This window comes from Polynucleobacter sp. es-EL-1 (assembly GCF_018687975.1).
Lineage (GTDB): Bacteria > Pseudomonadota > Gammaproteobacteria > Burkholderiales > Burkholderiaceae > Polynucleobacter.
Genome location: NZ_CP061310.1, coordinates 1,777,294 through 1,800,585, shown reverse-complemented (window position 1 = coordinate 1,800,585; position 23,292 = coordinate 1,777,294). Strand labels below are relative to the sequence as shown.

The 23,292-nt window shown below is 45.3% G+C and carries 28 protein-coding genes; 18 read left to right on the top strand and 10 right to left on the bottom strand.

What is annotated here, in order from left to right:
- The first annotated feature begins 8 nt into the window (after positions 1–8).
- Positions 9–632 carry an SPOR domain-containing protein gene (locus tag FD974_RS09205; RefSeq protein ID WP_215364426.1) on the top strand — a complete coding sequence of 208 codons (624 nt, stop codon included), beginning with the start codon at positions 9–11 and terminating at the stop codon, positions 630–632.
- Positions 629–1,288 (top strand): thiol:disulfide interchange protein DsbA/DsbL, encoded by a 660-nt coding sequence (locus FD974_RS09200; RefSeq protein WP_215364423.1) that lies wholly within the window; start codon positions 629–631, stop codon positions 1,286–1,288. Before FD974_RS09205 ends, FD974_RS09200 begins: the two co-directional genes overlap by 4 nt.
- On the opposite strand, the gene FD974_RS09195 is transcribed toward FD974_RS09200, so the two are convergent.
- Genes FD974_RS09195 through FD974_RS09175 form a run of 5 tightly spaced genes read right to left on the bottom strand, consistent with a single transcriptional unit; the run spans position 1,289 to position 6,087 of the window.
- Positions 1,289–2,056 carry an SDR family oxidoreductase gene (locus FD974_RS09195; protein ID WP_215364420.1) on the bottom strand — a complete coding sequence of 256 codons (768 nt, stop codon included), beginning with the start codon at positions 2,054–2,056 and terminating at the stop codon, positions 1,289–1,291.
- A complete protein-coding gene (locus FD974_RS09190; RefSeq protein WP_215364418.1) occupies positions 2,053–3,348 on the bottom strand; it encodes a cyclopropane-fatty-acyl-phospholipid synthase family protein in 1,296 nt (431 codons plus the stop codon). The genes FD974_RS09195 and FD974_RS09190 overlap by 4 nt, the downstream gene beginning before the upstream one ends.
- On the bottom strand, positions 3,345–4,130 hold the full coding sequence (locus FD974_RS09185) for a DUF1365 domain-containing protein (protein ID WP_215364415.1): 786 nt from the start codon (positions 4,128–4,130) through the stop codon (positions 3,345–3,347). The genes FD974_RS09190 and FD974_RS09185 overlap by 4 nt, the downstream gene beginning before the upstream one ends.
- Entirely contained in the window at positions 4,131–5,519 is a 1,389-nt protein-coding gene (locus tag FD974_RS09180) for an NAD(P)/FAD-dependent oxidoreductase (protein ID WP_215364413.1), read from the bottom strand.
- Positions 5,512–6,087 carry a glutathione peroxidase gene (locus FD974_RS09175; protein WP_251374596.1) on the bottom strand — a complete coding sequence of 192 codons (576 nt, stop codon included), beginning with the start codon at positions 6,085–6,087 and terminating at the stop codon, positions 5,512–5,514. The genes FD974_RS09180 and FD974_RS09175 overlap by 8 nt, the downstream gene beginning before the upstream one ends.
- Before the next feature lie 89 nt (positions 6,088–6,176).
- Here FD974_RS09175 and rfaE2 point away from each other — a divergent pair, with 89 nt between their 5' ends.
- Positions 6,177–6,668 (top strand): D-glycero-beta-D-manno-heptose 1-phosphate adenylyltransferase, encoded by a 492-nt coding sequence (gene rfaE2, locus FD974_RS09170; RefSeq protein ID WP_215364411.1) that lies wholly within the window; start codon positions 6,177–6,179, stop codon positions 6,666–6,668.
- 19 nt (positions 6,669–6,687) lie between these two features.
- Here rfaE2 and FD974_RS09165 read toward each other — a convergent pair whose 3' ends face one another.
- Both FD974_RS09165 and FD974_RS09160 read right to left on the bottom strand, forming a co-directional pair.
- Positions 6,688–7,512 carry a type III pantothenate kinase gene (locus FD974_RS09165; RefSeq protein WP_215364409.1) on the bottom strand — a complete coding sequence of 275 codons (825 nt, stop codon included), beginning with the start codon at positions 7,510–7,512 and terminating at the stop codon, positions 6,688–6,690.
- Positions 7,509–8,309, bottom strand: a complete 801-nt coding sequence (locus FD974_RS09160; protein ID WP_215364407.1) for a biotin--[acetyl-CoA-carboxylase] ligase — start codon at positions 8,307–8,309, stop codon at positions 7,509–7,511. Before FD974_RS09160 ends, FD974_RS09165 begins: the two co-directional genes overlap by 4 nt.
- Positions 8,310–8,346: 37 nt before the next feature.
- On the opposite strand from FD974_RS09160, the gene FD974_RS09155 reads away from it, so the two are divergent.
- From FD974_RS09155 to FD974_RS09125, 7 genes are read left to right on the top strand one after another with little or no spacing between them, the layout of a single operon-like run.
- Positions 8,347–9,441, top strand: coding sequence for a VanZ family protein (locus FD974_RS09155; protein WP_215364405.1), 1,095 nt, complete (start codon positions 8,347–8,349; stop codon positions 9,439–9,441).
- Between the two features lie 12 nt (positions 9,442–9,453).
- Entirely contained in the window at positions 9,454–9,762 is a 309-nt protein-coding gene (locus FD974_RS09150) for a ferredoxin (RefSeq protein ID WP_215364401.1), read from the top strand.
- 21 nt (positions 9,763–9,783) lie between these two features.
- Positions 9,784–10,500: an alpha/beta hydrolase gene (locus FD974_RS09145; RefSeq protein WP_215364399.1), complete on the top strand. Its 717-nt coding sequence runs from the start codon at positions 9,784–9,786 to the stop codon at positions 10,498–10,500.
- 40 nt (positions 10,501–10,540) lie between these two features.
- Positions 10,541–10,810, top strand: a complete 270-nt coding sequence (locus FD974_RS09140) for a DUF493 family protein (RefSeq protein WP_215364397.1) — start codon at positions 10,541–10,543, stop codon at positions 10,808–10,810.
- A gap of 9 nt (positions 10,811–10,819) precedes the next feature.
- Positions 10,820–11,464: a lipoyl(octanoyl) transferase LipB gene (lipB, locus tag FD974_RS09135; protein ID WP_215364395.1), complete on the top strand. Its 645-nt coding sequence runs from the start codon at positions 10,820–10,822 to the stop codon at positions 11,462–11,464.
- Positions 11,461–12,471, top strand: coding sequence for a lipoyl synthase (gene lipA, locus FD974_RS09130; RefSeq protein WP_215364393.1), 1,011 nt, complete (start codon positions 11,461–11,463; stop codon positions 12,469–12,471). Before lipB ends, lipA begins: the two co-directional genes overlap by 4 nt.
- Positions 12,464–13,051 (top strand): hypothetical protein, encoded by a 588-nt coding sequence (locus tag FD974_RS09125; protein WP_215364391.1) that lies wholly within the window; start codon positions 12,464–12,466, stop codon positions 13,049–13,051. Before lipA ends, FD974_RS09125 begins: the two co-directional genes overlap by 8 nt.
- A 14-nt stretch (positions 13,052–13,065) precedes the next feature.
- Here FD974_RS09125 and FD974_RS09120 read toward each other — a convergent pair whose 3' ends face one another.
- Entirely contained in the window at positions 13,066–13,320 is a 255-nt protein-coding gene (locus tag FD974_RS09120; RefSeq protein ID WP_215364389.1) for an accessory factor UbiK family protein, read from the bottom strand.
- A gap of 260 nt (positions 13,321–13,580) precedes the next feature.
- On the opposite strand from FD974_RS09120, the gene FD974_RS09115 reads away from it, so the two are divergent.
- The 8 genes from FD974_RS09115 (at position 13,581) to ptsP (ending at position 21,066) form a co-directional block, all read left to right on the top strand.
- On the top strand, positions 13,581–14,429 hold the full coding sequence (locus FD974_RS09115; RefSeq protein ID WP_215364388.1) for a TorF family putative porin: 849 nt from the start codon (positions 13,581–13,583) through the stop codon (positions 14,427–14,429).
- Positions 14,430–14,454: 25 nt separating this feature from the next.
- Positions 14,455–14,793: a P-II family nitrogen regulator gene (locus FD974_RS09110; protein WP_011903792.1), complete on the top strand. Its 339-nt coding sequence runs from the start codon at positions 14,455–14,457 to the stop codon at positions 14,791–14,793.
- 25 nt (positions 14,794–14,818) lie between these two features.
- Positions 14,819–16,204: an ammonium transporter gene (locus FD974_RS09105; protein ID WP_215364387.1), complete on the top strand. Its 1,386-nt coding sequence runs from the start codon at positions 14,819–14,821 to the stop codon at positions 16,202–16,204.
- A 120-nt stretch (positions 16,205–16,324) separates the two neighbouring features.
- Positions 16,325–17,623, top strand: a complete 1,299-nt coding sequence (gene gshA / locus FD974_RS09100; RefSeq protein WP_215364386.1) for a glutamate--cysteine ligase — start codon at positions 16,325–16,327, stop codon at positions 17,621–17,623.
- A gap of 27 nt (positions 17,624–17,650) precedes the next feature.
- A complete protein-coding gene (gene gshB / locus FD974_RS09095) occupies positions 17,651–18,595 on the top strand; it encodes a glutathione synthase (RefSeq protein WP_215364385.1) in 945 nt (314 codons plus the stop codon).
- Positions 18,596–18,597: 2 nt separating this feature from the next.
- Positions 18,598–19,032 (top strand): PTS sugar transporter subunit IIA, encoded by a 435-nt coding sequence (locus FD974_RS09090; protein WP_215364384.1) that lies wholly within the window; start codon positions 18,598–18,600, stop codon positions 19,030–19,032.
- A gap of 8 nt (positions 19,033–19,040) precedes the next feature.
- A complete protein-coding gene (locus FD974_RS09085) occupies positions 19,041–19,310 on the top strand; it encodes an HPr family phosphocarrier protein (protein ID WP_215364383.1) in 270 nt (89 codons plus the stop codon).
- Positions 19,311–19,314: 4 nt separating this feature from the next.
- Complete coding sequence (ptsP, locus tag FD974_RS09080) at positions 19,315–21,066, top strand: phosphoenolpyruvate--protein phosphotransferase (protein WP_215364380.1); 1,752 nt, start codon at positions 19,315–19,317, stop codon at positions 21,064–21,066.
- Positions 21,067–21,079: 13 nt separating this feature from the next.
- On the opposite strand, the gene FD974_RS09075 is transcribed toward ptsP, so the two are convergent.
- Both FD974_RS09075 and FD974_RS09070 read right to left on the bottom strand, forming a co-directional pair.
- Entirely contained in the window at positions 21,080–21,832 is a 753-nt protein-coding gene (locus tag FD974_RS09075; protein ID WP_215364379.1) for a molybdopterin-synthase adenylyltransferase MoeB, read from the bottom strand.
- Between the two features lie 21 nt (positions 21,833–21,853).
- Positions 21,854–23,287, bottom strand: a complete 1,434-nt coding sequence (locus FD974_RS09070; RefSeq protein WP_215364378.1) for a S41 family peptidase — start codon at positions 23,285–23,287, stop codon at positions 21,854–21,856.
- Between the last annotated feature and the right edge of the window lie 5 nt (positions 23,288–23,292).

The window sequence follows — 23,292 nt, the reverse complement described above, 5'->3', positions numbered from 1 at the left end:
GGGATAGGATGAATCAAAGAAATCAACAGACTGACTTAGTCTTACAAGACAGATCGTCTAATGCAGAATATGGCGGTACTATTCTGGGCTTTATTTTGGGTCTCGGGGTCGGGCTGGGAATCGCATTCATCATTGCGTTCTATCTCTCTAAAAATACCCCCCAAGAGCGCCCAGGTGTTCGGGCCCCCAATCTACCATTGACCATTAAGCCTAGCCCTGCTCCAGCAGAGGGAGAGGCAGCCCAAGCGGTTGAACCGCTAGATTTAAATAAGCCTTTGCAGAGTAAGGTTGCTACCCCAACAATAAGCTCGGCAGATCCCATTGCGGATTTGGCGGCCGGCAAGAAGCCTGCTGAAGCACCTTCAAGCCCAGTGATGCCAGTGGCTAAGTCAGATGCCATTTATTATTTGCAGGTAGGCGCATTTAATAAGCGTGCAGATGCAGATGCGCAAAAAGCGAGTTTAGCTATTCAAGGAATTCAGTCACAATTAAGCGAGCTCTCAAGCGAAGGCAGTACTTTGTGGCGTGTTCGGGTTGGTCCATACAATAGTGTTGAAGAAAGTAACCCTGTGCGGGAAAAATTAACCGGCATGGGCATTAAATCAACTGTTATTAAATCAAGCAAATCATGATTTCATTCTCTAAACGATTATTTTTATCTTGCGCCAGCATTGCTTTAGCGATTTCACTCTCTGGCATTGCGAAGGCTCAAGGCCCGAAAATTGAAGAGGGATTTGACTATCGAGTCATGCCCGTCCCGCAGCCAGTTGAGACTAAGGGTAAGGTCGAGGTCATAGAGTTTTTCTGGTACGGGTGTCCCCATTGTTATGACTTTGAGCCTGAGTTAAAAGCTTGGCTCAAGCGTCAGCCTAAAGATGTGAGCTTCCGTAAGGTGCCCGTTGCTTTCCGTGATGACTTTATGCCCCATAGCCAGTTGTTTTATGCGCTTGAGGCCATCGGTAAAGGCGATGCTCTGAATGACAAGGTGATGTACGCCATGCATAAAGAAAATAAACGCCTGATGACTGAGAATGAGATTGCAGATTGGGTCGCCTCACAAGGGGTTGATCGCAATACTTTCTTGGCAGCCTATCGTTCATTTGCTGTGATTTCAAAAGCCCGTGCAGCACGACAAATGGCCGATGCTTATCGCATTGATGGTGTTCCAACGATTGTGATGCAAGGTCGCTATGTCACTTCACCATCAATTGCTGGTACTAAAGCAAAATCGATTGTGGCGATGGATTTCTTGGAAGAAAAAATCCGCAAAAACAACTACAAGCAATAATTAAATTTTGACGAAGCGACGCACAATCCAAAAGTAAAGAGGATAGGGCAGGATTCGTAAGAATTTCAGAAAACCGGAGAAACGTTTAGGAAAGTGAATATCAAATTCACCAGCCTGTATTCCTTTGAGAATTTCTGAGGCTGCCTCTTCTGCAGTAATTAAGGCAGGCATCTCAAAATCATTTTGGGCGGTAGCTTCGGTCGCTACAAATCCCGGTGAAATCATATGGACGCTTACCCCTTGCGGGAGCAGGTCGTAATATAAAGTTTCACAGAAATTAATAATTCCTGCTTTGCTAGGCCCATATGCCAAAGCCTTTGGGAGTCCACTGTAGCCGGCGACGCTACCAACAATAGCGATATGCCCAGTATGTTGCTTTAGCATCTCTGGCAAGACGGTGGCCACAGCCCGCATTGGTCCTAGCAAATTGGCATCAATGGTTTTTTGGGCAACTTCAAAGTCAAAGTTATCCGCTCGCAGTGGGGTATACACACCAGAGACAAAGAGCATCAGGTCTAAGCCGCCCCAGTTTTGCAAAAGCGTTTGATATGCACTAGCTAACTGTTCTTGATGCGTGACATCTAGGGGAAGAACTAAAGCATCTTGCTTATCAGCTAAGGCTGTAAGGCGCTCAGCACGGCGACTTGATAATGCCACTTTTGCCCCAGCTTGGAAGAGTGCCTTTGCACAGGCTTCACCAATTCCGCTCGATGCACCAATAATCCAAATCCGTTGGCCAGAAAAGTTACTAATCCCTTTTTGTTTCATGAGCTCAATCTATCGACCGACAATGCAGGGGCTTGATGTTTTAGGGTAAATTGCACGACATCAATACTCTTTTGAGTAAAGCCAGCCGCGCAATACATGAGGTAGAAATTCCAGAGACGAACAAAGGCTTCATCAAAGCCAAGGCGATATACCTCTTCAATTTTTTGATTAAAACTATCGCGCCAAATACATAGAGTTTTTGCATAGTCCAAACCAAAGGCGAACTCAGATTCAACTTCAAGGCCAGCCTTTGCTGCTGCTGCTTTAAATTTAGCGGGAGATGGCAGCATGCCACCTGGAAAGACATATTGCTGAATGAAGTCCGTACTGTGACGATAGCGCTCAAACAATTCCTCGGCGATCACAATAGTTTGAATGCAAGCCCTGCCACCAGCTTTTAAGCGAGCAGCAATCATCTGGAAATATTCACCCCAGTGTTTTTCGCCCACCGCCTCAAACATCTCAATAGAAGCAATGCCATCAAACTGCTCTTGGCAATCTCGATAGTCCTGTAGACGAACCTCATAGGTTTGATTCTGTTCCAAGGACGCATTTACTTTCTCAAGACGTAAGCTAGCAAATGCTTTCTGTTCGGTAGATAGGGTGAGACCAGTTATATGGTTCCCATTTTTTAAGGCTTCTTCCATAAATCCACCCCAACCACAACCTACCTCTAGGAGCTGATCTCCTGGTTTAGCTTGAATGGATTGCAGGATGCGGGAAATCTTGGCACGCTGAGCATCTGCTAGAGCTTGTTGATCGTTATTGGCAAACCAGGCGCTTGAATAGCTCATCGTGGGGTCAAGCCAAAGAGTATAAAAAGCATTACCTAAGTCATAGTGCGCATGAATATTTTTGCGACTTCCAGACTTACTATTGTCTCTTAGCCAATGTCTGAGCCGGTAGGCAATAGAGCCAAGCCAACTGCCATAGATTGCTTTCTCAAGGATTGCACGATTGTGTATGGCAAGTTCAAGTAAAGATTTCAAATCCGGCGTATTCCATTGGCCACGAATATAACTTTCAGCAAAACCAATATCTCCATGGGAGAGCACTTGTTTAAAGACGGACCAATCATGAATATGGAGCTCTGCATGTAATGATTCAGCACTATTACCAAATGACCGAAGCTCATTATTGGGCAAGGTCATCGTTAAATATCCGCCACGCAATTGTTCGAGCATGGCTAGGATCGTATTGGTGCTGAGCCGATACTGATCAGATTTCGTTTCTCTTTTTTGTGGACGAGAAAAACTTAAGCGGGAAAGTAGGGAGTGACCAGGGCGATTCATCGAGTGACCTCAAGTGCAGGAGGTTTAGGCTTTGAATGAAAGGGTACACCTTTTATCCATAATTTCAATGCCTGCCAATGAATTCTGCCAATCACTCCAAGACTCATGAGCGGGTATCGCAGAAATGCTAGGTAAAGCGCCCTTCTACTTAAAGGCTGAGATAGACCGCTAATACTGGTATTGATTAAAGGTTTGTCACCTTCGTGTAATTCAATACGGCAGACAGAATTTCTCTTCGATTTGCTATCTTGAGGAAATAAGAAGCGAAAGTGATATTCACCGCTGACATCACAAAACGGAGAAACATGAAATACTTTTTGACTGACGAATGTTTTCCCAGATTGCAGGGGGCTTCCGTCGTTCTCATGTAGGAGATAGCAATGGCGCTCACCAAATGTATTGTTGACTTCAGCTAAGACAGCCTGCACTTGACCATTAGCGCGAGTGCAGATCCAAAAACTAACGGGGTTAAATACATAGCCCAGGACGCGTGGAAATGTTTGTAGCCAAATTTCTCCATCAACATGGTCAATGTGATTTTCAGTAAGTATGCGCTCAATCCACTGAAGGCTGTCTGCATCGCCATGACCATGATCTTTATCAAAAAAAGAAAATAATTTGAATTGGTTGTCGCCCAAACCGTGCTGTGTCAGGAGCGTCTTCTGCTTAGCTCTAGAGCGCATCGGAATAGACACTGTAAAAACGCCGTATCCAAAAGCATTTTTTGCTGGACGAAAGCGTTTGTGTTTGACCGTTCCAAAATTGATAGTTGCTACATTCATCTACTGAGTATCTTTAATGGAGTTGACTTGTAGTGGTTGACGAATACTTTCTATTAAATCTTTGGCAACCAGCTCTCCGGAACGCAAGCCATCCTCATGAAAGCCAAAACCAGTCCATGCGCCGCAATACCAAATGGAAGAATTTCCCTGAATCAGGGGTAAGGCTTTTTGTGCTGCAATAGCCTTCATATCAAAGACAGGATGGGCGTAATGAATTTCATTATGTACAAGCAGGGGATCAGGTTCTGTCAGCGGATTCAAGCTCACAATAATTGGTGTATCCCTCAGGCCTTCGGGCAGGGGTTGTAAGCGATTAATTAAATAGTTCACGCTCACGTGCTGTTGAGCAGTGGGCGTTGCACCAGACTTGGCGGTGTAATTCCAGGCTGCCCAGCACCTTTTGCTGCTTGGCAGAAAGCGTTGATCTGTATGCAAAATAGCCCGATTTTTTTGATAAGGAATGGCAGCCAAAATATTTCGGGAATCTTGATTAATGCCGTGCACTAATTCAAGGGTTTGATCGCTATGACATGCCATAACAACCTCATCAAACCATTGAGATCCTGATGCGCTGATGAGCTCCACTAAGCCATTCTCTTCCTTGCTGGCATTCACCCTCAAAACAGGCTCACGCATGACTTTGACATGAGATTGCTCTAGAGCTGCAAGCAAGAGTTTGACGTACTCGCGAGATCCGCCTTTGATGGTGAGCCACTGCGGGCGATTCTGAATTTGCAATAGACCATGGTTATGGCAAAAGCGAACCATCGTTTGAATGGGAAACTCCAGCATTTGCTCGACTGAGCATGACCAAATAGCGCCAATCATCGGCAAGAAATAATTTTCTCTAAAGCTAGGGCTAAAACGATTGCGATCTAAAAAATCCTTGATACGTTCATCCGGCTCGGAATACTCGAGTTTGTCTGAGATTTGCTCTTCTGCTAATTTTGTCGCTAAACGATTAAAGCGGAGAATGTCATACGCCATCCGCCAAAATGAGGGCGATAGCAGATTAGAGCGCTGTCCAAAAAAGGAATTGAGATCATTGCCAGCCCATTCAATTTTTTGATTTCTGCCTGATTTTTGGGAGGCATCAATCGATACTGAAAAAGACATTTCAGAGGGTGCAATGGGCACACCAATTTCTTCAAAAAGCCTCACTAAGCGAGGATAGGTCTTGCGATTAAATACCAGAAAACCAGTATCTACACCATAAGTCATTTGACCATTGCTAGTATTTAGCGTGATATCAACTGTATTGCTATGACCACCAATATGTTTGCCAGCCTCAAAGATAGTGATCTCTAAATCTGGGTTTTGTCGTAATGCATATGCACAACCTAGGCCAGAAATACCGGCGCCAACAATGGCAACTTTTTTCTTAGCCACTAATTTTTTCTCCAAGCAGTTTTTCAATTTCACCAGTAATACTATTGCTATTTGGTTGCGTTAGGCTGCCAAATGAGTCAACAACCTTACCATTTCTATCAATTAGATACTTATAAAAGTTCCATTTTGGAGTGGTACCAGTCTTCGCAATGAGCATCTTAAATAAAGGATTTGGATTGGGTCCGCTGACAGAACTTTTAGCGAACATCGGAAACTTCACGTCATAGGTATTTTTGCAGAAATCTGCAATTTCTTTATTGCTACCAGGTTCTTGTTGCCCAAAGTCATTCGATGGAAAGCCTAAGACGACTAGGCCACGATCTTTATATTTTGCATACAGTTTTTCTAAGCCATCATATTGGCTGGTAAAACCGCAATAGCTGGCAGTATTAACAACCAAGACGACTTTTCCTTGGTACTGGCATAGATTTTGGGGTGCCTCATCCTGCAGCCTTAGAAAGGTGTGTGATAGCAGGGGGCTGCAACTTGCTGGGGCTGCATTAACCAGTGTTATGGGGGGCACCAGCAATAAAAGTGCTAGAGACCATCGTGCCAAGTGGCAAATCATGTTGAACCTTTAAAGATTGGGGTATGTCTAAGTCTAAGACATTCTGACAAATATCGTTGGCACTGGCTCATTACTATTAATATGACGTTATGAGCTCACTTCCCTTACCTTCATTCGAGTCCAAAGTATGCCCCTTGGGGGACTTAGAGACTCGGATTGCTTCACTTCCTAGGCCGTTGGTATTTACTAACGGGGTATTTGATATTTTGCATCGTGGACACGCTAGCTATTTGGCGCAGGCCAGAGAGTTGGGCGCGAGTCTGGTGGTTGGCGTGAATTCCGATGCTTCCGTAAAAATGCTTGGTAAAGGAGATGATAGGCCGATTAATACTGAGGCTGATCGCCAAGCCCTGCTCGCGGCGCTTGCTAGCGTTGATATGACGGTTTTATTTACTGAGCAGACTCCAGTGAACTTGATTGCCCAAATTCGTCCGGATATCTACGTTAAGGGCGGCGATTATGAAATCGATACTTTGGATGAAACACGCTTGGTAAAAACATGGGGTGGAAAAGCCATTGCAATCCCATTTTTATATGAGCGTTCCACCACTACTTTGCTCGGAAAAATTCGCAAGCAATAGTCTTTTATTGGGCAATAATTTACGAGAGATTTTGAGTCAACCAAGCCCATAGACCGCGAAGCACTAAGCCTTCAATAGGCTCAATTGGGAGGGTCATCAGGGCTCGATTTTTTTTGATCTCGTTTACCAAGATCTTGGCGTTACCGCCATCAAGCCAAATACGTTGAACGGGGTGATTCATCTCTTTTGCCAGTTGATACGCATAAAGAATGGCGCCAATTTGAGCGGCATCACATCCGCCAATAATCGCATCATTAGTACTAGTGCCGAATTCAACTTCTGTTGTGTGAGTATTCAGACGTTCCGCTAGGGGTAGCCCTGCAGTTTTATTTTGCAAACTTTCTTGCATTAATCCTAGGCCAGGCAAAATCCATCCACCGTAATGCACGCCGTTAGCGCCTAGTAGATCAATGGTGGTTGCTGTGCCAGTATTAATCAGTAAGGAGTTAGTTTTAGAGAGTGCTCTCGCGCCAATGAGGGCGGCCCATCGGTCAGGGCCCAGCTTGGCTGGCTCTGCGTAGAGAGAGCGCATACCCTCATATGGACTATCCCCTTTTAGCTGTTTCCAAGTAATGTCGTGCCACTGCGGAAAGAGACTTTGAATATTTGCAAGGGCTGCATCACCAGCAACGCAGCAAAATCCAATCGCATCTGGCTTAGGTATTGTTTTGGAAATGTAATCGGATAACTCTGTACGCAACTCGAGTGAATCTAAAGATCGCGTATTGATTGATCCAGAGTAGGCCCACAGCTTTTTTTGACGATCCGCAATATTTTGGGCGGAATCAACCGCAGCCCATTTGAGGCGAGTGTTACCAATATCGAATAATAAATATAGACTCATAATTGGGCTCTTAAGGAGACATCGCCAGCATGTATCCCCAGCGTGTGACCATCTTGATTCAGTAGCAAGGCGCCATTATCGTCTACGCCTGTACTAATCCCATGAATCTCTTCCTTGCCTGCCCCCGAAATAGTTACAGCCTGATTAGCAAAAGCATCCCAGTGCAGCCACTCATTTTTAAAATACTGAAAGCCATGCTTGCTAAATTTAGTGAGGTGTATTTCAAATGACTCAATCAGCTTAAGCCAAATATATTCATTTTCAGGTAGTGCATTGGTCTCAGCAATCAGTTGATCAAGAGCTGCTACGCCAAGTGAGGATGGACTTGAAATATTTTTAGCTATTTGGTGTGCATTTCGAAGATTAAGTCCAAGCCCAATAATCATCCAACTTGGCGAATGAGGGGATGTTTGGCCACCCTCAATCAAAACCCCGCCGAGTTTGGCATTATTTAGCAAGAGATCATTGGGCCATTTGAGTCTTAAACCTAATTGGTGGAGCCTCGTTTGATTGATACCAAGTGCTTGGGAGATGCCTGTAATGACGGCAAGGCCGATGACAAGACTCAGGCCACTAAGCTCGTTTGGGCGGCAGTGAAATGGATAGGCCAAAGAAAAGCAAAGTGTGTCTTCGGGTTTGGCATGCCAGATTCGGCCAGCTCTGCCCTTACCAGCAGTTTGCTCCTGGGCAATTCTAGCTACAGGGTCAATAAGTTCGCCAGCACGCCAGCGCTCCAACAAATCATCATTGGTTGATTTGGTGGTGGCGACGCGCTCTAGGATGCAATTCCAATTCATTTCCACATTGTAGAAAGGTCTGACCTAGAATTGGGGGATGCATCAGGAAGACCAGCGTCCTCGCAAGTTTGTTTGGCCTCTACAGGCCATGCCCTTAGCTCGAGCCATCAGTTTGAGCTATGCCTTATTAATCATTTATGTCAGTCTCACCCCCTTTGATTTCAATATTCACAATGGCATCTCAGGATGGGCCTGGCTAAACGCGCCCTTACCCCGATTTATCACCCTATTTGATGTATCTGTGAATATATTGGCTTATATCCCCTTGGGATTCTTGCTGGTATTTGCATGCTACCCACGATGGCGTAATTTTGTTGCTTTGGGGGTAGCCTTGGGATGTAGTGCTCTTTTGGCTTTCAGTGTCGAATCGCTACAAACTTGGTTGCCAACCCGCATTCCAAGCCAGATGGATTGGTGGGCCAATGTATCGGGAGGCTTACTAGGGGCTTTGCTAGCCATCCCTTTGGGTCCCCAGTGGCTTTCTGGCAGCATCATTCGCAAACGCTTTGACCAGTGGTTTGGCATCCATTGGGCGGCATGTGCTTTATTTCTGCTATTTCCTTGGTCGCAAATCTACCCGCAAAGTTCATGGTTAGGGACTGGTGTTTGGGGTCATGCCATCTTTGCATCCGTTGATTGGGGGACTATGGTTATTAACCATGTTGTCCAAGAGGCTGTTATCACAGCACTCTGTTGGTTGGGTGTGGGACTTTTGCTCTCCTTAGGTATGCGCCCTAAAGCGCCCCAATGGAAAATCCTCATTAGCCTTCTGTTACTAACAGTGATGATTAAGATTGTTTTTACTGCTTTGCAATTTGGTTCCGAGTTCAGTTTGCTGTGGTTGACTGCCGGTGCACTCTGGGGAATGGTATTTGGCAGTATTTTGTTGAAATGGACCTTATCACTCACGGGAATCACCAAGTTTTGGCTTGCCATCATTTTCCTGCTCAGTGCTACCTTGGCAATTAATCTTTTGCCGGATAATCCTTACTTTCTGCTGACATTAAGACATTGGAACCAAGGGCGACTTTTGCACTTTAATGAATTAATGCAATGGGTTTCAGTGGTATGGTTGCCATTGGCTTTATTTTGGGCTGTTCGTAATAGGGCGGCATTAAATTTAACTTCCTAATGAATATTATTTATGAGCTTTAAGAACCATTTATTTTTCTGCCTGAATAAACGCAACAATGGCTCAGATTGTTGTGATCAACACAATGCATTTGCGCTATTTGAGTATGCAAAAAATCGTGTGAAAGAATTGGGTTTAAGTGGCCCTGGAAAAGTGCGAGTGAATAAAGCGGGATGTTTAGATCGCTGTGCTGATGGCCCCGTTATGGTGGTATATCCAGAAGGTATTTGGTATACCTTTGTAGATACTGAAGATGTCGAAGAAATTATTCAATCCCATTTAATTTTGGGGCGTCCAGTAGAGCGTCTTCAGTTGGTTTAAATTGCTGCGAAAGTTTTATTCATGAATAGCCGTACAAAAATTATTCACATTGAAGGCGTCGTTGGACAAATTGAGATGTCCATCGATTTACCTGACGAATTAAAAACGAATCCAGATTTCCCATTAAGAGGCTTGGCGCTGGTGGCACACCCACACCCTCTCATGGGTGGGACAATGGATAACAAAGTTGCTCAAACCATGGCAAGAGCCTTTAATCAGTTGGGCTATGTCAGTGTGCGACCGAATTTTCGGGGTGTAGGTGCAACTGCTGGCGTGCATGATGATGGTATTGGCGAAGTCGATGATTTACTCCATGTGACCGATTGGATGAGGACACCATCAAGCTGGGCACAATTTGAGGCGGCGACAGGCCAAGCGTGGATTCATTCAGTCAATACGCTGCCCCTCGTGGTCTCCGGTTTTTCATTTGGCAGTTATGTAGGAACGCACTTGGTACAAAGATTGGCTGAGCTTGGCCGTCCAGCAGAGCGTTTTGTGATGGTAGGTAGCGCGGCAGGAAAGTGGGAGTTGGCTCTGGTACCAGCGGATACCATTTTGATTCATGGTGAGCTAGATGAAACGATTCCGTTAATCGATGTACTCAATTGGGCGCGACCACAGGAGTTAACGGTTCAAGTGGTGCCGGGCGCAGACCATTTTTTTCATCGCCGCTTGCATTGCATTCGTAACATTATCACTGGCGCTTGGTTAGGTATGCCTGATCATCGCAATGGCTAAGCTTGAAATAGATTGATTAAAAAAATAGTTAGAGAAAAGAATGACTGAAGATAGAAAATCCCTCATTGAATACCCCTCCGAGTTTCCAATTAAAGTAATGGGAAAGTCTAACCCTGAATACCTTCCTGCGATTTTGCATATTGCCCATCAATTTGATCCCACGTTTGATGAGAGCAAAGTTGAGCAAAGACCATCAAAAGACGGTAATTACTTGGGTATTACGCTGCCGATTACCGCCACGAGTCGCGAGCAATTAGATGAGCTCTACCGCACGCTCTCTACGCACCCATTGGTGAGTATTGTTCTCTAATTCACTTGCATGACTTTGCTAGTTAAGCGCTTAGGACTGGTTGACTATGAATCAACTTACCAAGCAATGCGTGAATTTACGCAAGGGCGTAATGCTGATACGCCCGATGAAATTTGGCTACTCGAGCATCCGCCCGTTTTTACTTTAGGCTTGGCAGGCGATCCCAGTAATTTGCATTCTCCGAGCAATCAAATTCCCCTGGTACAGGTTGATCGAGGTGGAGAGATTACCTATCACGGCCCAGGCCAGGTTGTGGTCTATCTGCTGCTAGATTTGAGAAGGTTGGGTATCTTTGTAAAAGAGTTGGTTTTCAAAATCGAGCAAGCCTTGGTTGATACGCTTGCTGATTATGGGATAACCGCAGAAAGGCATTCTGGGGCCCCTGGTATCTACATTACCCAGACTCAAGGTATAGCGCCAGAGTACTGGGGGTCCAAAATTGCCGCTTTGGGGCTTAAAGTCTCCAAAGGCTGTTCTTATCATGGCCTTGCGCTTAACGTAGATACTGATCTCGATGCTTTTGCCCGCATCCACCCTTGTGGCTATGAGGGCTTAAGAACGATTGATATGCAATCCCTTGGGATCAAGGACAATATGGACATTATTAGTCAAACCCTCTTAGGGCATTTGCAAAAGCAACTGATTACATCATGACCACCAACAAGCCCGATATTGAATCAACTGCCCACGCTCGTCAGGATGTGACGTACGACGCTTCTCGCAAGCAAAAGTCTAGCGAAAAGACTGCGCGTATTCCCATCAAGATTATTCCTATGCAAGAGGTGCTCAAGAAGCCTGACTGGATTCGGGTAAAGGCCGCTTCAGGTAATTCACGCTTTACGGAGATCAAAAAAATCTTGCGCGAGAATGAGTTGGTCACCGTTTGCGAAGAAGCTAGCTGCCCTAATATTGGTGAGTGCTTTGGTAAAGGCACTGCGACCTTCATGATCATGGGTGATAAATGTACCCGTCGTTGCCCATTCTGCGATGTTGGCCACGGTAGGCCGGATCCCTTGGATGTTAAAGAGCCTGCAAACTTGGCTCGCACGATTGCCGCACTCAAATTAAATTACGTTGTCATTACTAGTGTTGATCGTGATGATCTGCGTGATGGCGGCGCAATGCATTATGTCGATTGCATCTCTCAATCTAGAGACCTTTCCCCTAATACCTGCATTGAGGTTTTGGTTCCCGATTTTCGTGGGCGCTTAGATAAAGCGTTAGATATTTTTTCAGAGCATGCGCCAGCCGGCCTGCCTGATGTGATGAATCACAATTTAGAAACTGTTCCCCGGCTTTATAAAGAGGCGCGACCTGGTGCTGACTATGCACATTCTTTGAAGTTATTGAAGGACTTTAAAGAGCGTTTTCCCCACATCCCCACTAAGAGTGGATTGATGGTGGGTTTGGGTGAGACAGATGAGGAAATTTTAGAAGTCATGCGGGATATGCGTGATCACAATATTGATATGCTCACTATTGGTCAGTATCTCGCGCCTTCGGGGCATCACTTGCCTGTGCGCCGTTATGTGCATCCAGATACCTTCAAGCGCTTTGAAGAAGAGGCTTATGCCATGGGCTTTTCGCATGCAGCAGTCGGTGCAATGGTGCGGTCGAGCTACCATGCGGATCAGCAGGCACATGGGGCAGGCATTGTCTAAGCTATTTATACAAAGGCTGGGAGTATTGTTGACGGCAGTATTGATGCTTGTCGCTTGTAGCCCCAAGTTGGATTGGCGCACAGTGCAATCTCCGCAAGAGGGTTACAACGCTTTGTTTCCTGGTAAACCTGAGAAGATGGATCGACGTTTGCCGTATGAGGGCCAAGAGATTCCTCAATCACTCGAGGCTGTCAAAATTGATGATGATATTTACTCAGTGAGTACCGTTACCTTAAGTAAAGATCAAATTCCATTACAAGCAAAGTTGCTTGAGCAAATGCAGGACAATATTTTTAAGAGAGCTAATGTAGACTCACAAGATGACGTCAGTGCGGATGCGTTTTATCAAACCATTGGTCGCCAGAAATTACCGACTAAAGATTATTTTTTAGAGTTTGCCTCTACGGGAGCCTCTGAGCAGTCTATGCGTGTTCGCTGGATCACTAGAGCAGCTGCTGATGGCGGAATTCATATTTACCAAGTATCGGTTTTGCATACTGCACCAGCGCGTGTGGATGCAAAAAAGTTTTTCTTAGAAGAGATGTACGCTAACTTCTTTGATGAATTTCATCCTGAGTAAGCTAAATATTTAGCTTAGGATTTTTCTAGTGCAGCAACTTTAGCTTCTAGGGCCTCTAATTTTTCTCTAGTCTTGGCTAGTACTTTAGATTGCAACTCAAACTCTTCGCGAGTCACCAAATCCATTTTCTGAAATCCCTGATTCATCATGGCGAGGACATTTTTTTCAATCTCTTGTGCCGGTGAATTGCGAATCGCGTCACCAACCTTGTTTTGCATGTCGCTAGCAATCCGCTGGATTTGCTCTAGGATTTCACCTGGTTTTTGCATTGTGCTGCCCGCCGTTCTGAATTAGTTGCATAAAAGATACAAGTCCTATTTTAAGTTGTAGGGCCAAAAAGATGCAAAAACACCCAAAAATGCTGCAATTGCAGCAAAAAGTACTGAAATGGTGCAAATTAATGCACTTATTTGGGGCATAAGCCTTATTTCGGTGAATCACCAGAAATTACGAGATATCCCGAGATTCATGATCACTCCATGCAATAAGCATTTATCCCTTTTTCATTACATACAGCAAGGAGTAACACATGAAAACTATTCAAAAGACAGCCATCGCTCTAGCAGCTTCTGGCTTATTTGCAACAGCAGCATTTGCAGCAGATACCCCAACTAACCCTGAAGATGCAGGTAGTCCGATTTCTGCGAACGTTACTGTTGTAAATGATTACCGCTACCGTGGTATTACCCAATCCAACTATCAGCCAGCAATTCAAGGTGGCTTTGATTACGCCCATGAGAGTGGTTTCTATATTGGAAACTGGAACAGCTCAATTAGTTGGATTGGCGACCAAAACAGTACTGCTTCTGGGGCTGGTAACAATGTGAGCAGCAACATTGAGATGGATTTCTACGGCGGCTTTAAGAAAGAGCTAATTGCTCCAGGCTTTGCTTCAGATTTTGGTGTATTGCAATACTACTATCCAACTAAAGGTTTTAACTCAACCTTTATGCAGAATCCAAATTCAACTGAATTGTATGCAGCCCAAAACTTTACGCTTGGGCCATTGACTGGTTTTGTAAAACTTTCATATGCTGTAACAACTCTCTTCGGAATTCCTAATAGCGCAGGTTCTATGTACCCTGATTTGACATTGAACTATGACACTGGATTTTGGGGCTTGAGTGCTAACGGACATATTGGTTACCAATATGTTGCTGGCCAACCATTTACAACAACGGGTTATTCAGGCGCTCAAAATAATATTAGCTACACTGATTGGAAATTGGGCATGACTAAAGATTTTGGCGGCGGTTTATCTGCTCAGGTTTCCTATATCAGCACGAATGCAAACCCTGTCTGGTATAGCACTGGTGGAAATCAATCCACTTGGTCAGGTCGTGGTGGCGCAAACTTCTCGCTCACAAAAACTTTCTAATTCCTTCCTCTAAACGGAGAAACGTATGAAATTAATTACCGCAATCATCAAGCCATTCAAGCTTGACGAAGTGCGCGAAGCTCTCTCGGAAGTGGGAGTTTCGGGCATTACCGTCACTGAGGTGAAGGGCTTTGGCCGTCAAAAAGGGCACACTGAGTTATATCGTGGCGCTGAATATGTAGTCGACTTTTTGCCGAAAGTAAAAATTGAAGCTGCTGTTGAAGATGGCATCTTGGAGCGAGCGATTGAAGCAATTGAAAAATCAGCTCGTACTGGAAAGATTGGCGATGGCAAGATTTTTGTCTCACCAGTTGAACACGTCATTCGCATTCGTACCGGTGAAACCGGTGCGTCAGCACTTTAAAGAGAGGTTCAAAATGTTAACTCGGATGAAAAAATTCCTAGCTGGAAGCGCAATGGCCTTGGCTATTGGTGCAACTGGCGTCATGGCAACTTCAGTCGCTTATGCAGCCACTGAAGAGCCAGTAGCTGCGGCGGCTGCCAGTGTTGCTGGTGCAGCTGCTGCTGTCGTAGCAACCGTTGATAAGGCTGATACTGCTTGGATGATGCTGAGCACTATTTTGGTCATTTTGATGGTGCTACCAGGATTAGCGCTGTTCTACGGTGGATTAGTCAGAAGTAAAAATATGCTGTCTGTCTTGATGCAAGTAATGACCGTATTTTCTTTAATGGTCTTGTTATGGGTTATCTATGGCTATTCTTTGGCATTCGGTGCCGAAGGTCTAGTGATTGGTGACTTTAGTAAAGCATTCCTCTCTGGGGTCACTACGGCCTCACAAGCAGATACCTTTACGCCTACATCAAAGATCCCTGAATTTATTTTCATTGCATTCCAAGCAACATTCGCTGGTATCACTGCATGTTTGATTGTGGGTTCATTTGCTGAGCGTGTGAAGTTCTCTGCTGTGTTGCTCTTTTGCGCACTGTGGTTAACATTCTGCTACCTCCCAATCGCTCATATGGTTTGGGGTGCTGGCGGTTACTTGCTTGACAAGGGCGCACTCGATTTTGCTGGTGGAACAGTGGTGCATATTAATGCTGGTATTGCTGGCTTGGTAGGTGCATACATGATCGGCAAACGTCTTGGTTACGGCAAAGATGCTATGACTCCTCATAGCCTAACTCTGACAATGGTTGGTGCTGCATTGTTATGGGTGGGTTGGTTTGGTTTCAATGCGGGCTCTAACCTCGAAGCAAATGAAGGTGCTGCATTGCCATTCATTAACACTTTGCTTGCTCCAGCTGCTGCAGTATTGGCATGGAATTTGGGTGAGACTTTATTCAAAGGTAAGGCCTCTATGTTGGGTGCTGCTTCTGGTGCAGTAGCTGGTTTGGTTGGCATTACTCCAGCTTGCGGTACTGTTGGTCCAATGGGTGCTATTGCTATCGGCTTTATTTCTGGTTTGATTTGTTTATGGGCTGTGAGTGGTCTCAAGAGAATGCTGGGCGCAGATGACACCCTCGACGTCTTTGGTATCCATGGTGTTGGCGGTATTGTTGGTGCCATCTTGACTGGAGTATTTACTGCTCCTAGCTTGGGTGGAACTGGCGGCGCTGCTCCTGCTGACTTCTCGATTCTTGCTCAAACCATTATTCAGGCTGAAGGCGTCATCATTACCATCGTCTGGTGTGCAATCGTTTCAGTAATTGCATACAAAGTGGTTGACATCGTCATTGGTCTCCGTGTTCCTGAAGATCAAGAGCGTGAAGGCTTGGATGTGACATCTCATGGTGAAACAGCGTATTCAAACTAATTGACTAAATAGGGGGTGCTTAATTGGTCCCCATAGGTAATTTTTAGTGAATTTAGTGGGTAAAAAGGGCGGTATCTTCGGATACCGCCCTTTGTCTTTTAAAAATCTTACAATGGTGAGATGGTTCCACATCTAATTACTGCCCTTAGCGGACCTTTACTCGAACTCGAGTCAAAGGTCTTGGAAGCAACCCCAACGATTGAGCGCTGGTTTAGGCTGGAATGGCAGGAGCATACTCCGCCCTTTTATTGCTCTGTCGATTTGAGAAATGCTGGGTTCAAGCTCGCTCCCGTTGACACCAATCTTTTCCCGGGTGGATTTAATAATCTCTCGCCACAAATGTTGCCTCTCGCAGTTCAGGCGGCCATGGCAGCGATTGAGAAAATTTGCCCAGAAGCCAAAAATTTATTGCTGATTCCTGAGCGCCACACTCGTAACACTTTCTATTTGCAAAATATTGCTCGCTTAGCATCTATCTTGCGACAGTCGGGTTTAAATGTGCGCTTAGGCACATTATCTGATGAGATCAAGAAGCCAACTTGGATTGAATTGCCGGACGGCAATCGTTTATTGATGGAACCTTTATCCCGTTTGGGTTTAAAGAAGCAGCGTTTAGGTCTCAAAGATTTTGATCCTTGCTCAATCTTGCTCAATAACGATTTGTCAGCAGGCATTCCGCCGATCTTAGAAAATTTGCACGAACAGTATCTATTGCCAGGTTTGCATGCAGGTTGGCATGTGCGTCGCAAGTCAAATCATTTTGCTGCCTATGATGAAGTTGCCAAGCGTTTTTCAAAGGTGGTCGATATTGATCCGTGGATGATTAATCCCTACTTTACTAGTTGCTCGAATGTGAATTTTCATGAGCGCAAAGGTGAAGAGGAGTTACAAACAGCAGTAGAGCAAGTGCTGAAAAAGACTGCTAAAAAGTACCGTGAATACGGCATCAAAGAAAAGCCCTATGTTGTTGTTAAGGCGGATGCTGGGACCTATGGAATGGGCGTGATGGTAGTCAATGACCCCGCTCAGCTCAAAGGCTTAAATCGTAAAGACCGCAATAAGATGAGTATCGTTAAAGAAGGTCTTGAAGTGAGCGATGTATTAATTCAGGAAGGCGTATACACCTTTGAGAAGGTCAATGAGGCCGTAGCTGAGCCTGTGGTCTATATGATCGATCGTTATGTGATTGGTGGATTTTATAGAGTGCATACTGACCGTGGTCCAGATGAAAATCTCAATGCACCTGGTATGCATTTTGTACCCTTGGCATTCGAGCAATACTCTATGCCAGATTTAGGAGCTAAGCCTGGAAGTGCTCCACCAAATCGTTTCTATCTCTATGGCGTAGTAGCGCGCTTAGCCTTGCTAGCCTCATCGCTTGAGCTAGAGAGATCCGACCCAAATGCTGAAGTAGCATAATTTATTTTTCAATATTCGAACATAAAGATGGACTTACTATTTATTGCCGATCCTTTGGATACTTTTAAAGTAAGCAAGGATTCCACATTGGCAATGATGCGTGTTGCACAAGCAGCGGGTCATCGACTCTGGTTCTGTCAAAGTTGCCATGTATTGTGGCGCAGTAATGCAGTGGTGGCAGATTGTCAGCCGCTAGTAATTAAACCAAGTAGTAGTACTGCTTGGTACGAGCTAGGAGCCATTCAAGATCGCGCCTTAAATTCTTTTTCTGCGGTATTGATGCGAACAGACCCGCCGTTTGATATTGAATATCTGAATACCACATGGATGCTTTCTGCTGCAGTAAGGCAGGGTGCTAAGGTATTTAATAATCCTGCGGCCATTCGGGATCACTCTGAAAAGTTATCGATAACTGAGTTTCCGGAGCTAATTCCACCCACTCTAGTAACTCGTGAATTGGGTGCGATTGAGCAATTTCATAAAGAACATCAAGATATTGTGATCAAGCCGCTAGATGGTATGGGTGGCATGGGAGTCTTTCGGGTGGGTAAAGACGGCTTGAATCTTGCCAGTATTGTCGAGACCTTAGGTGAAAACGGCGCGAGGACTTTAATGGCCCAACGTTTTTTGCCTGAGATTACGCAAGGGGATAAGCGAGTTTTGTTAATCGGTGGCGAAGTCGTACCATTTGCATTAGCTCGGATTCCGCAGGGCAGTGAAATTCGGGGAAATTTAGCTGCTGGTGGTAAGGGTGTAGCTATGCCGCTCAGTGACGCAGAGCGCAAAGTGGCTCAATATTTAGCTCCACTTTTAAATCAACGGGGCTTGTTCTTGGTAGGATTAGATCTTATTGGGTCTTACGTTACGGAAATTAACGTCACTAGCCCAACGTGTTTTGTGGAGATTACCGAGCAAAGCGGGTTTGATGTCCCGCAATTTTGGTTAACAGCGCTTGAGAAGGCATTGGCATAAAAATGGTTGGAATCGTTATTGTTGCCCATACTCCTGTGGCTAGCGCCATGTTGGGTTTTGCTGAGCATACGTTTGGGGTTTTACCTGAAAGAGTGAGGGCTGTGGATATTCCTCCATATGAAGATACCAAGGCCAGTTTTGATCGTGTTTTAAAAGCTGCTTATGGCGTAAATTCTGGGCATGGTATTTTAATTTTGACGGATGTGATGGGGGCAACACCAGCCAATGTCGCATCTAAATTAGAGGCGCTTGGCCCTCTGTCTGGTTTGAATTCCCCAGTGATTGTGTTGGCGGGATTGAATTTGCCAATGTTGATGCGCTGCATTTCTCATCGTGGTGAAAGTTTGGAAGAGTTGGCGCAGAAAGCGCTTGCTGGTGGCCAAAATGGGATCTTGCGTTTGGGCTCTAAGGCTTTGCAGGAAACTACTGAGAAATAGAGATCAATATGCCAATTGCTGAAATTGAAATTATTAATAAGCTGGGTTTGCATGCCCGTGCCTCAGCAAAGTTATCGCAACTTGCTGCTGAGTTTCCCTGTGAAATTTTGTTGTCACGAAATGGTCGTCAAATTAATGCCAAGAGCATTATGGGTGTCATGATGTTGGCTGCTGGCATTGGGAGCACCGTGACCTTAGAGACGGTAGGTGATCAGGCAGATGAAGCCATGAAAGCTATTACTGAGCTCATTAATAATCGATTTGGTGAGGGCGAGTAAGCATATGACCTTTGCTTTGCACGGAATTCCAGTATCCAAGGGTATTGCCATTGGTAAAGCCGTACTGATTTCGCGCGCTGCACTTGAGGTGAGTCATTATTTAATCGAGGCTGGCAAAGAAGAGGCAGAAGCTCAAAAATTAATGGATGCATTTGAGCAGGTACGCCTTGAGTTAGCACAATTGCGACAAGGTTTGCCCAAGGATGCGCCACAAGAAATGGCAGCCTTCTTAGATGTGCACGGCATGATTCTGGCTGACCCTGCTTTAGCTCAGAAGCCTTTGAAACTTATTCGCACTCAGAGACTAAATGCTGCGTGGGCTTTGACTACCGAACTTAATGATCTGTTGGAGCAGTTTGCTGAGATTGAGGATGCCTATCTTAAAGAGCGGGCAAACGATATTCGACAAGTTGCTGAGCGAGTGCTGAAGGCTCTTAATTCGCAGAAAAAAGATGGCATAGACGATTCTGACTTATTGTCACCCAGCGATGTTGGAGCTGATGCAATTATTGTGGCTCATGATATTGCTCCTCACGACATGTTGCGTTTTAAAGAGCGTGCATTTACGGGTTTTGTGACAGATTTAGGAGGTAAAACCTCACATACCGCCATCGTAGCGCGAAGTATGGAAATACCGGCGGTAGTTGGTGTTCGGCATGCGAGTGAAATGATTCGTCATGGCGATTGGTTGGTCATTGATGGTGAACATGGTGTGGTCGTAGTTGCTCCAGATGAACAATTACTCTCCGAGTATCGATTGCTTCAAATTAAGGCGATTGAAGAAACCCGTAAGTTGCAAGAGCTTAAGCACTCTCGTACCGCGACGGCAGACAATGTGGCAATTGAGCTCTTGGCCAATATTGAATTGCCTGAAGATGCTACGCAAGCAGTGGAATTGGGCGCAATTGGAGTTGGCTTATTTCGATCTGAATTTTTATTCATGGATCGTCACCAAGCAATGCCTGACGAAGAAAAGCAGTATCAAGAATATCGACGTGTTGTTGATTTAATGCATGGCCTGCCTGTCAACATTCGGACTATTGATGTGGGTGCCGATAAAGCGCTCGGTTCCGGTTCTGATCTGTCGCAAACAGGTACATCACCATTGGGCTTAAGGGCGATCCGCTGGTCACTGACCGAGCCGGAAATTTTTCTCACCCAATTACGGGCAATTTTGCGAGCCTCAGCTCATGGACAAGCACGCATTATGATTCCGATGCTCGCCCACGTAAGAGAAATTGATGAAACATTGCGCTTGATTGAAAAAGCAAAGCAACAACTTCATCAGCGAGGACAGGCATTTAATCCCAATATTCAAGTAGGTGCCATGATAGAGATTCCGGCAGCTGCTTTAGTTCTACCTTTATTTATTAACCGCTTTGATTTTTTATCTATCGGTACGAATGATTTGATTCAGTACACGCTTGCAATTGATCGTGCAGATCATGCAGTCGCCCATTTGTATGACCCGTTTCATCCAGCAATTCTCAATTTACTTTTCAATATTATTGATCAAGCAAAGCGTGCCAATATTCCTGTTGCAGTCTGCGGGGAGATGGCCGGAGACCCGTCCATGACTAAGCTGCTACTTGGTTTGGGTTTGACCGATTTTTCAATGCACTTTAGTCAATTGTTGCTAGTCAAGCGCGAGATATTGAAGGCGGATGTTGGCCAATTGCGAACACGCATTCCAGCAGTACTGCAGGCAATTGAGCCCGAGGAGCAAGCCCAAGCGCTTGAGAAATTACTTGCTTAAGTAGTTTTGGTATTTAGTGGGGTTTGCCGCAAACCACGCACTCTGGATTTCTGGCAATACGAATTTCATTAATCTCTGTATTGAGCGCATTCCATAGCAACATTCTGCCGACAAGCGGTTGACCAAAGCCGATTAAAACCTGTAAAGCTTGAGCTGCTTGCATTGCGCCAATGATGCCTACTAGAGGCGAAAAAATTCCCATGCTGGCACAACTGACTTCCTCAAGCTCTTCTTCGGGAGAAAAGAGGCAGGCATAGCAGGGTGATTTCTCCTTACGTGAATCAAACACACTGAGCTGACCGTCAAATTTAAGGGCAGATCCAGAGACAAGCGGTTTGTGGTGTTTGAAACAGGCGGCATTAATTAAATGGCGGGTTGTAAAGTTATCCGTGCAATCTAAAACCAGATCAACTTTCGGCAAGAGCAAGTCTAGGAGTGGCCCAGATGCCCTATCTTGAACAGCATGAATCTTTAGAGTGGGGTTAATGCTCTCCAAGAACGCTTTGCCTGACTCCACTTTGCTCTGACCAAGCGATTTTTGGGAATGCATGATTTGACGTTGCAGATTAGTCAACTCAACACTATCGTGATCTAGTAAGGTGATTTCACCTACGCCAGCGGCTGCAAGATAAGGGGCAGCTGCACTCCCTAGGCCGCCAGCACCAATAATGAGGACATGAGAGCCAAGGAGTTCTTCTTGGCCAGCAATATCAATTTCTTCGAGCAGCAAATGCCTAGAGTAGCGAAGTAACTGCTCATCATTCATAAGCTACTAGCCTAGAACTTCTTACTCGAGCTTGGAAGATGAGCGCTTTACAGGCTCGCCGTTAATGAATGCTACTGCCTGAGAAAGCATGAAGTCATCGGCACTGCCAAGTTCAACAGGCTTTTTAGCCTTATCTTTTTCTTTCTCTTCAGGCGTTTTCTTGGCATTTTTTTCTTCAATGCGTTGTAGCTCTTCAAGGCGACGCTTTTCGCGATCAGCAATCAATTTTTCTTCTGAAGATTGCTTATTGCGCAAATGTTTTTCGCTGTCAATTTCACGTGTGATGAGTACATCATCAGGATCGCCATCTTTGTTTTGATCGACTGCAATATCAGGCTTAATGCCATATGCCTGAATGGATCTGCCATTGGGTGTGTAGTAGTAAGCAGTCGTGATCTTTAAAGCAGAATCACTTGTAAGGGGTCGAACAGTTTGAACGGAGCCCTTACCAAAGGTGGTTTTGCCAATAATGGTTGCGCGTTTGTAGTCTTGCAATGCTCCAGCAACAATTTCAGATGCAGAGGCAGAGTAGGCATTAACCAACACCACCATGGGTAACTTCTTGAATAGTGGCGGAATGCCAGCCAAGGGATCACCGGGCTCGCTCAAACGATACATTGCAGGCGTAGCGTTAAAGACCTGCTTGGAATCAGGTGTTTGACCTTTAGTGGAAACAATCACTGAATCTTCTGGCAAAAAGGCTGCTGCAACACCGACAGCCCCTTGTAACAAGCCGCCACCGTTATTGCGCAAATCCAGGATGATGCCTTTGAGATTAGGATTTTGATTGGCCAATTCAGTGAGTTTTTTAGCCAGGTCTGGGACAGTTCTTTCTTGAAAGCTCGTCACTCTGACCCAAGCAATATCTTTATCCAAAATTTTGGCTTTGACTGATTGAACTTTGATTTCTGCGCGCGTAATGGTTACCGGAAAGCTTCGCTCTTCACTTTTGCGAAAAACTGTGAGGGTAATTTTTGTACCAGGCGTACCGCGCATTGTGCGCACTGCTTTATCCAATGACATGCCCCGTACAGGCTTGTCATCGAGGCGAGTGATGAGGTCGCCTGCTTGTAAGCCAGCGCGTGCAGCCGGACTATCTTCAATAGGGTTCAGTACTTTGACAACACCATCTTCAGAGGTAATCTCGATGCCAAGACCAGCAAACTTGCCGCTGGTTTGTTCTTGCATTTCAGAAAAATCTTTTTTGTCTAAATAGGTTGAATGCGGATCCAGACTGCTTACCATGCCTTTGACGGCATCAGTCAGTAATTGCTTGTCTTCAATGGGTTCGACGTACTCGCGTTTAATTTGAGCAAACACATTCGATAGAGTGCGAAGCTCGTCTAAAGGCAGAGTGCTACCCTGTTGAGCGGTTGCTGATAGCTGGATGGTTGCTGCAACTCCAGCAATGAGACCTACAGCGACAAGGGCAAAGTTCTTAAAAAATACGCGCATGCTTC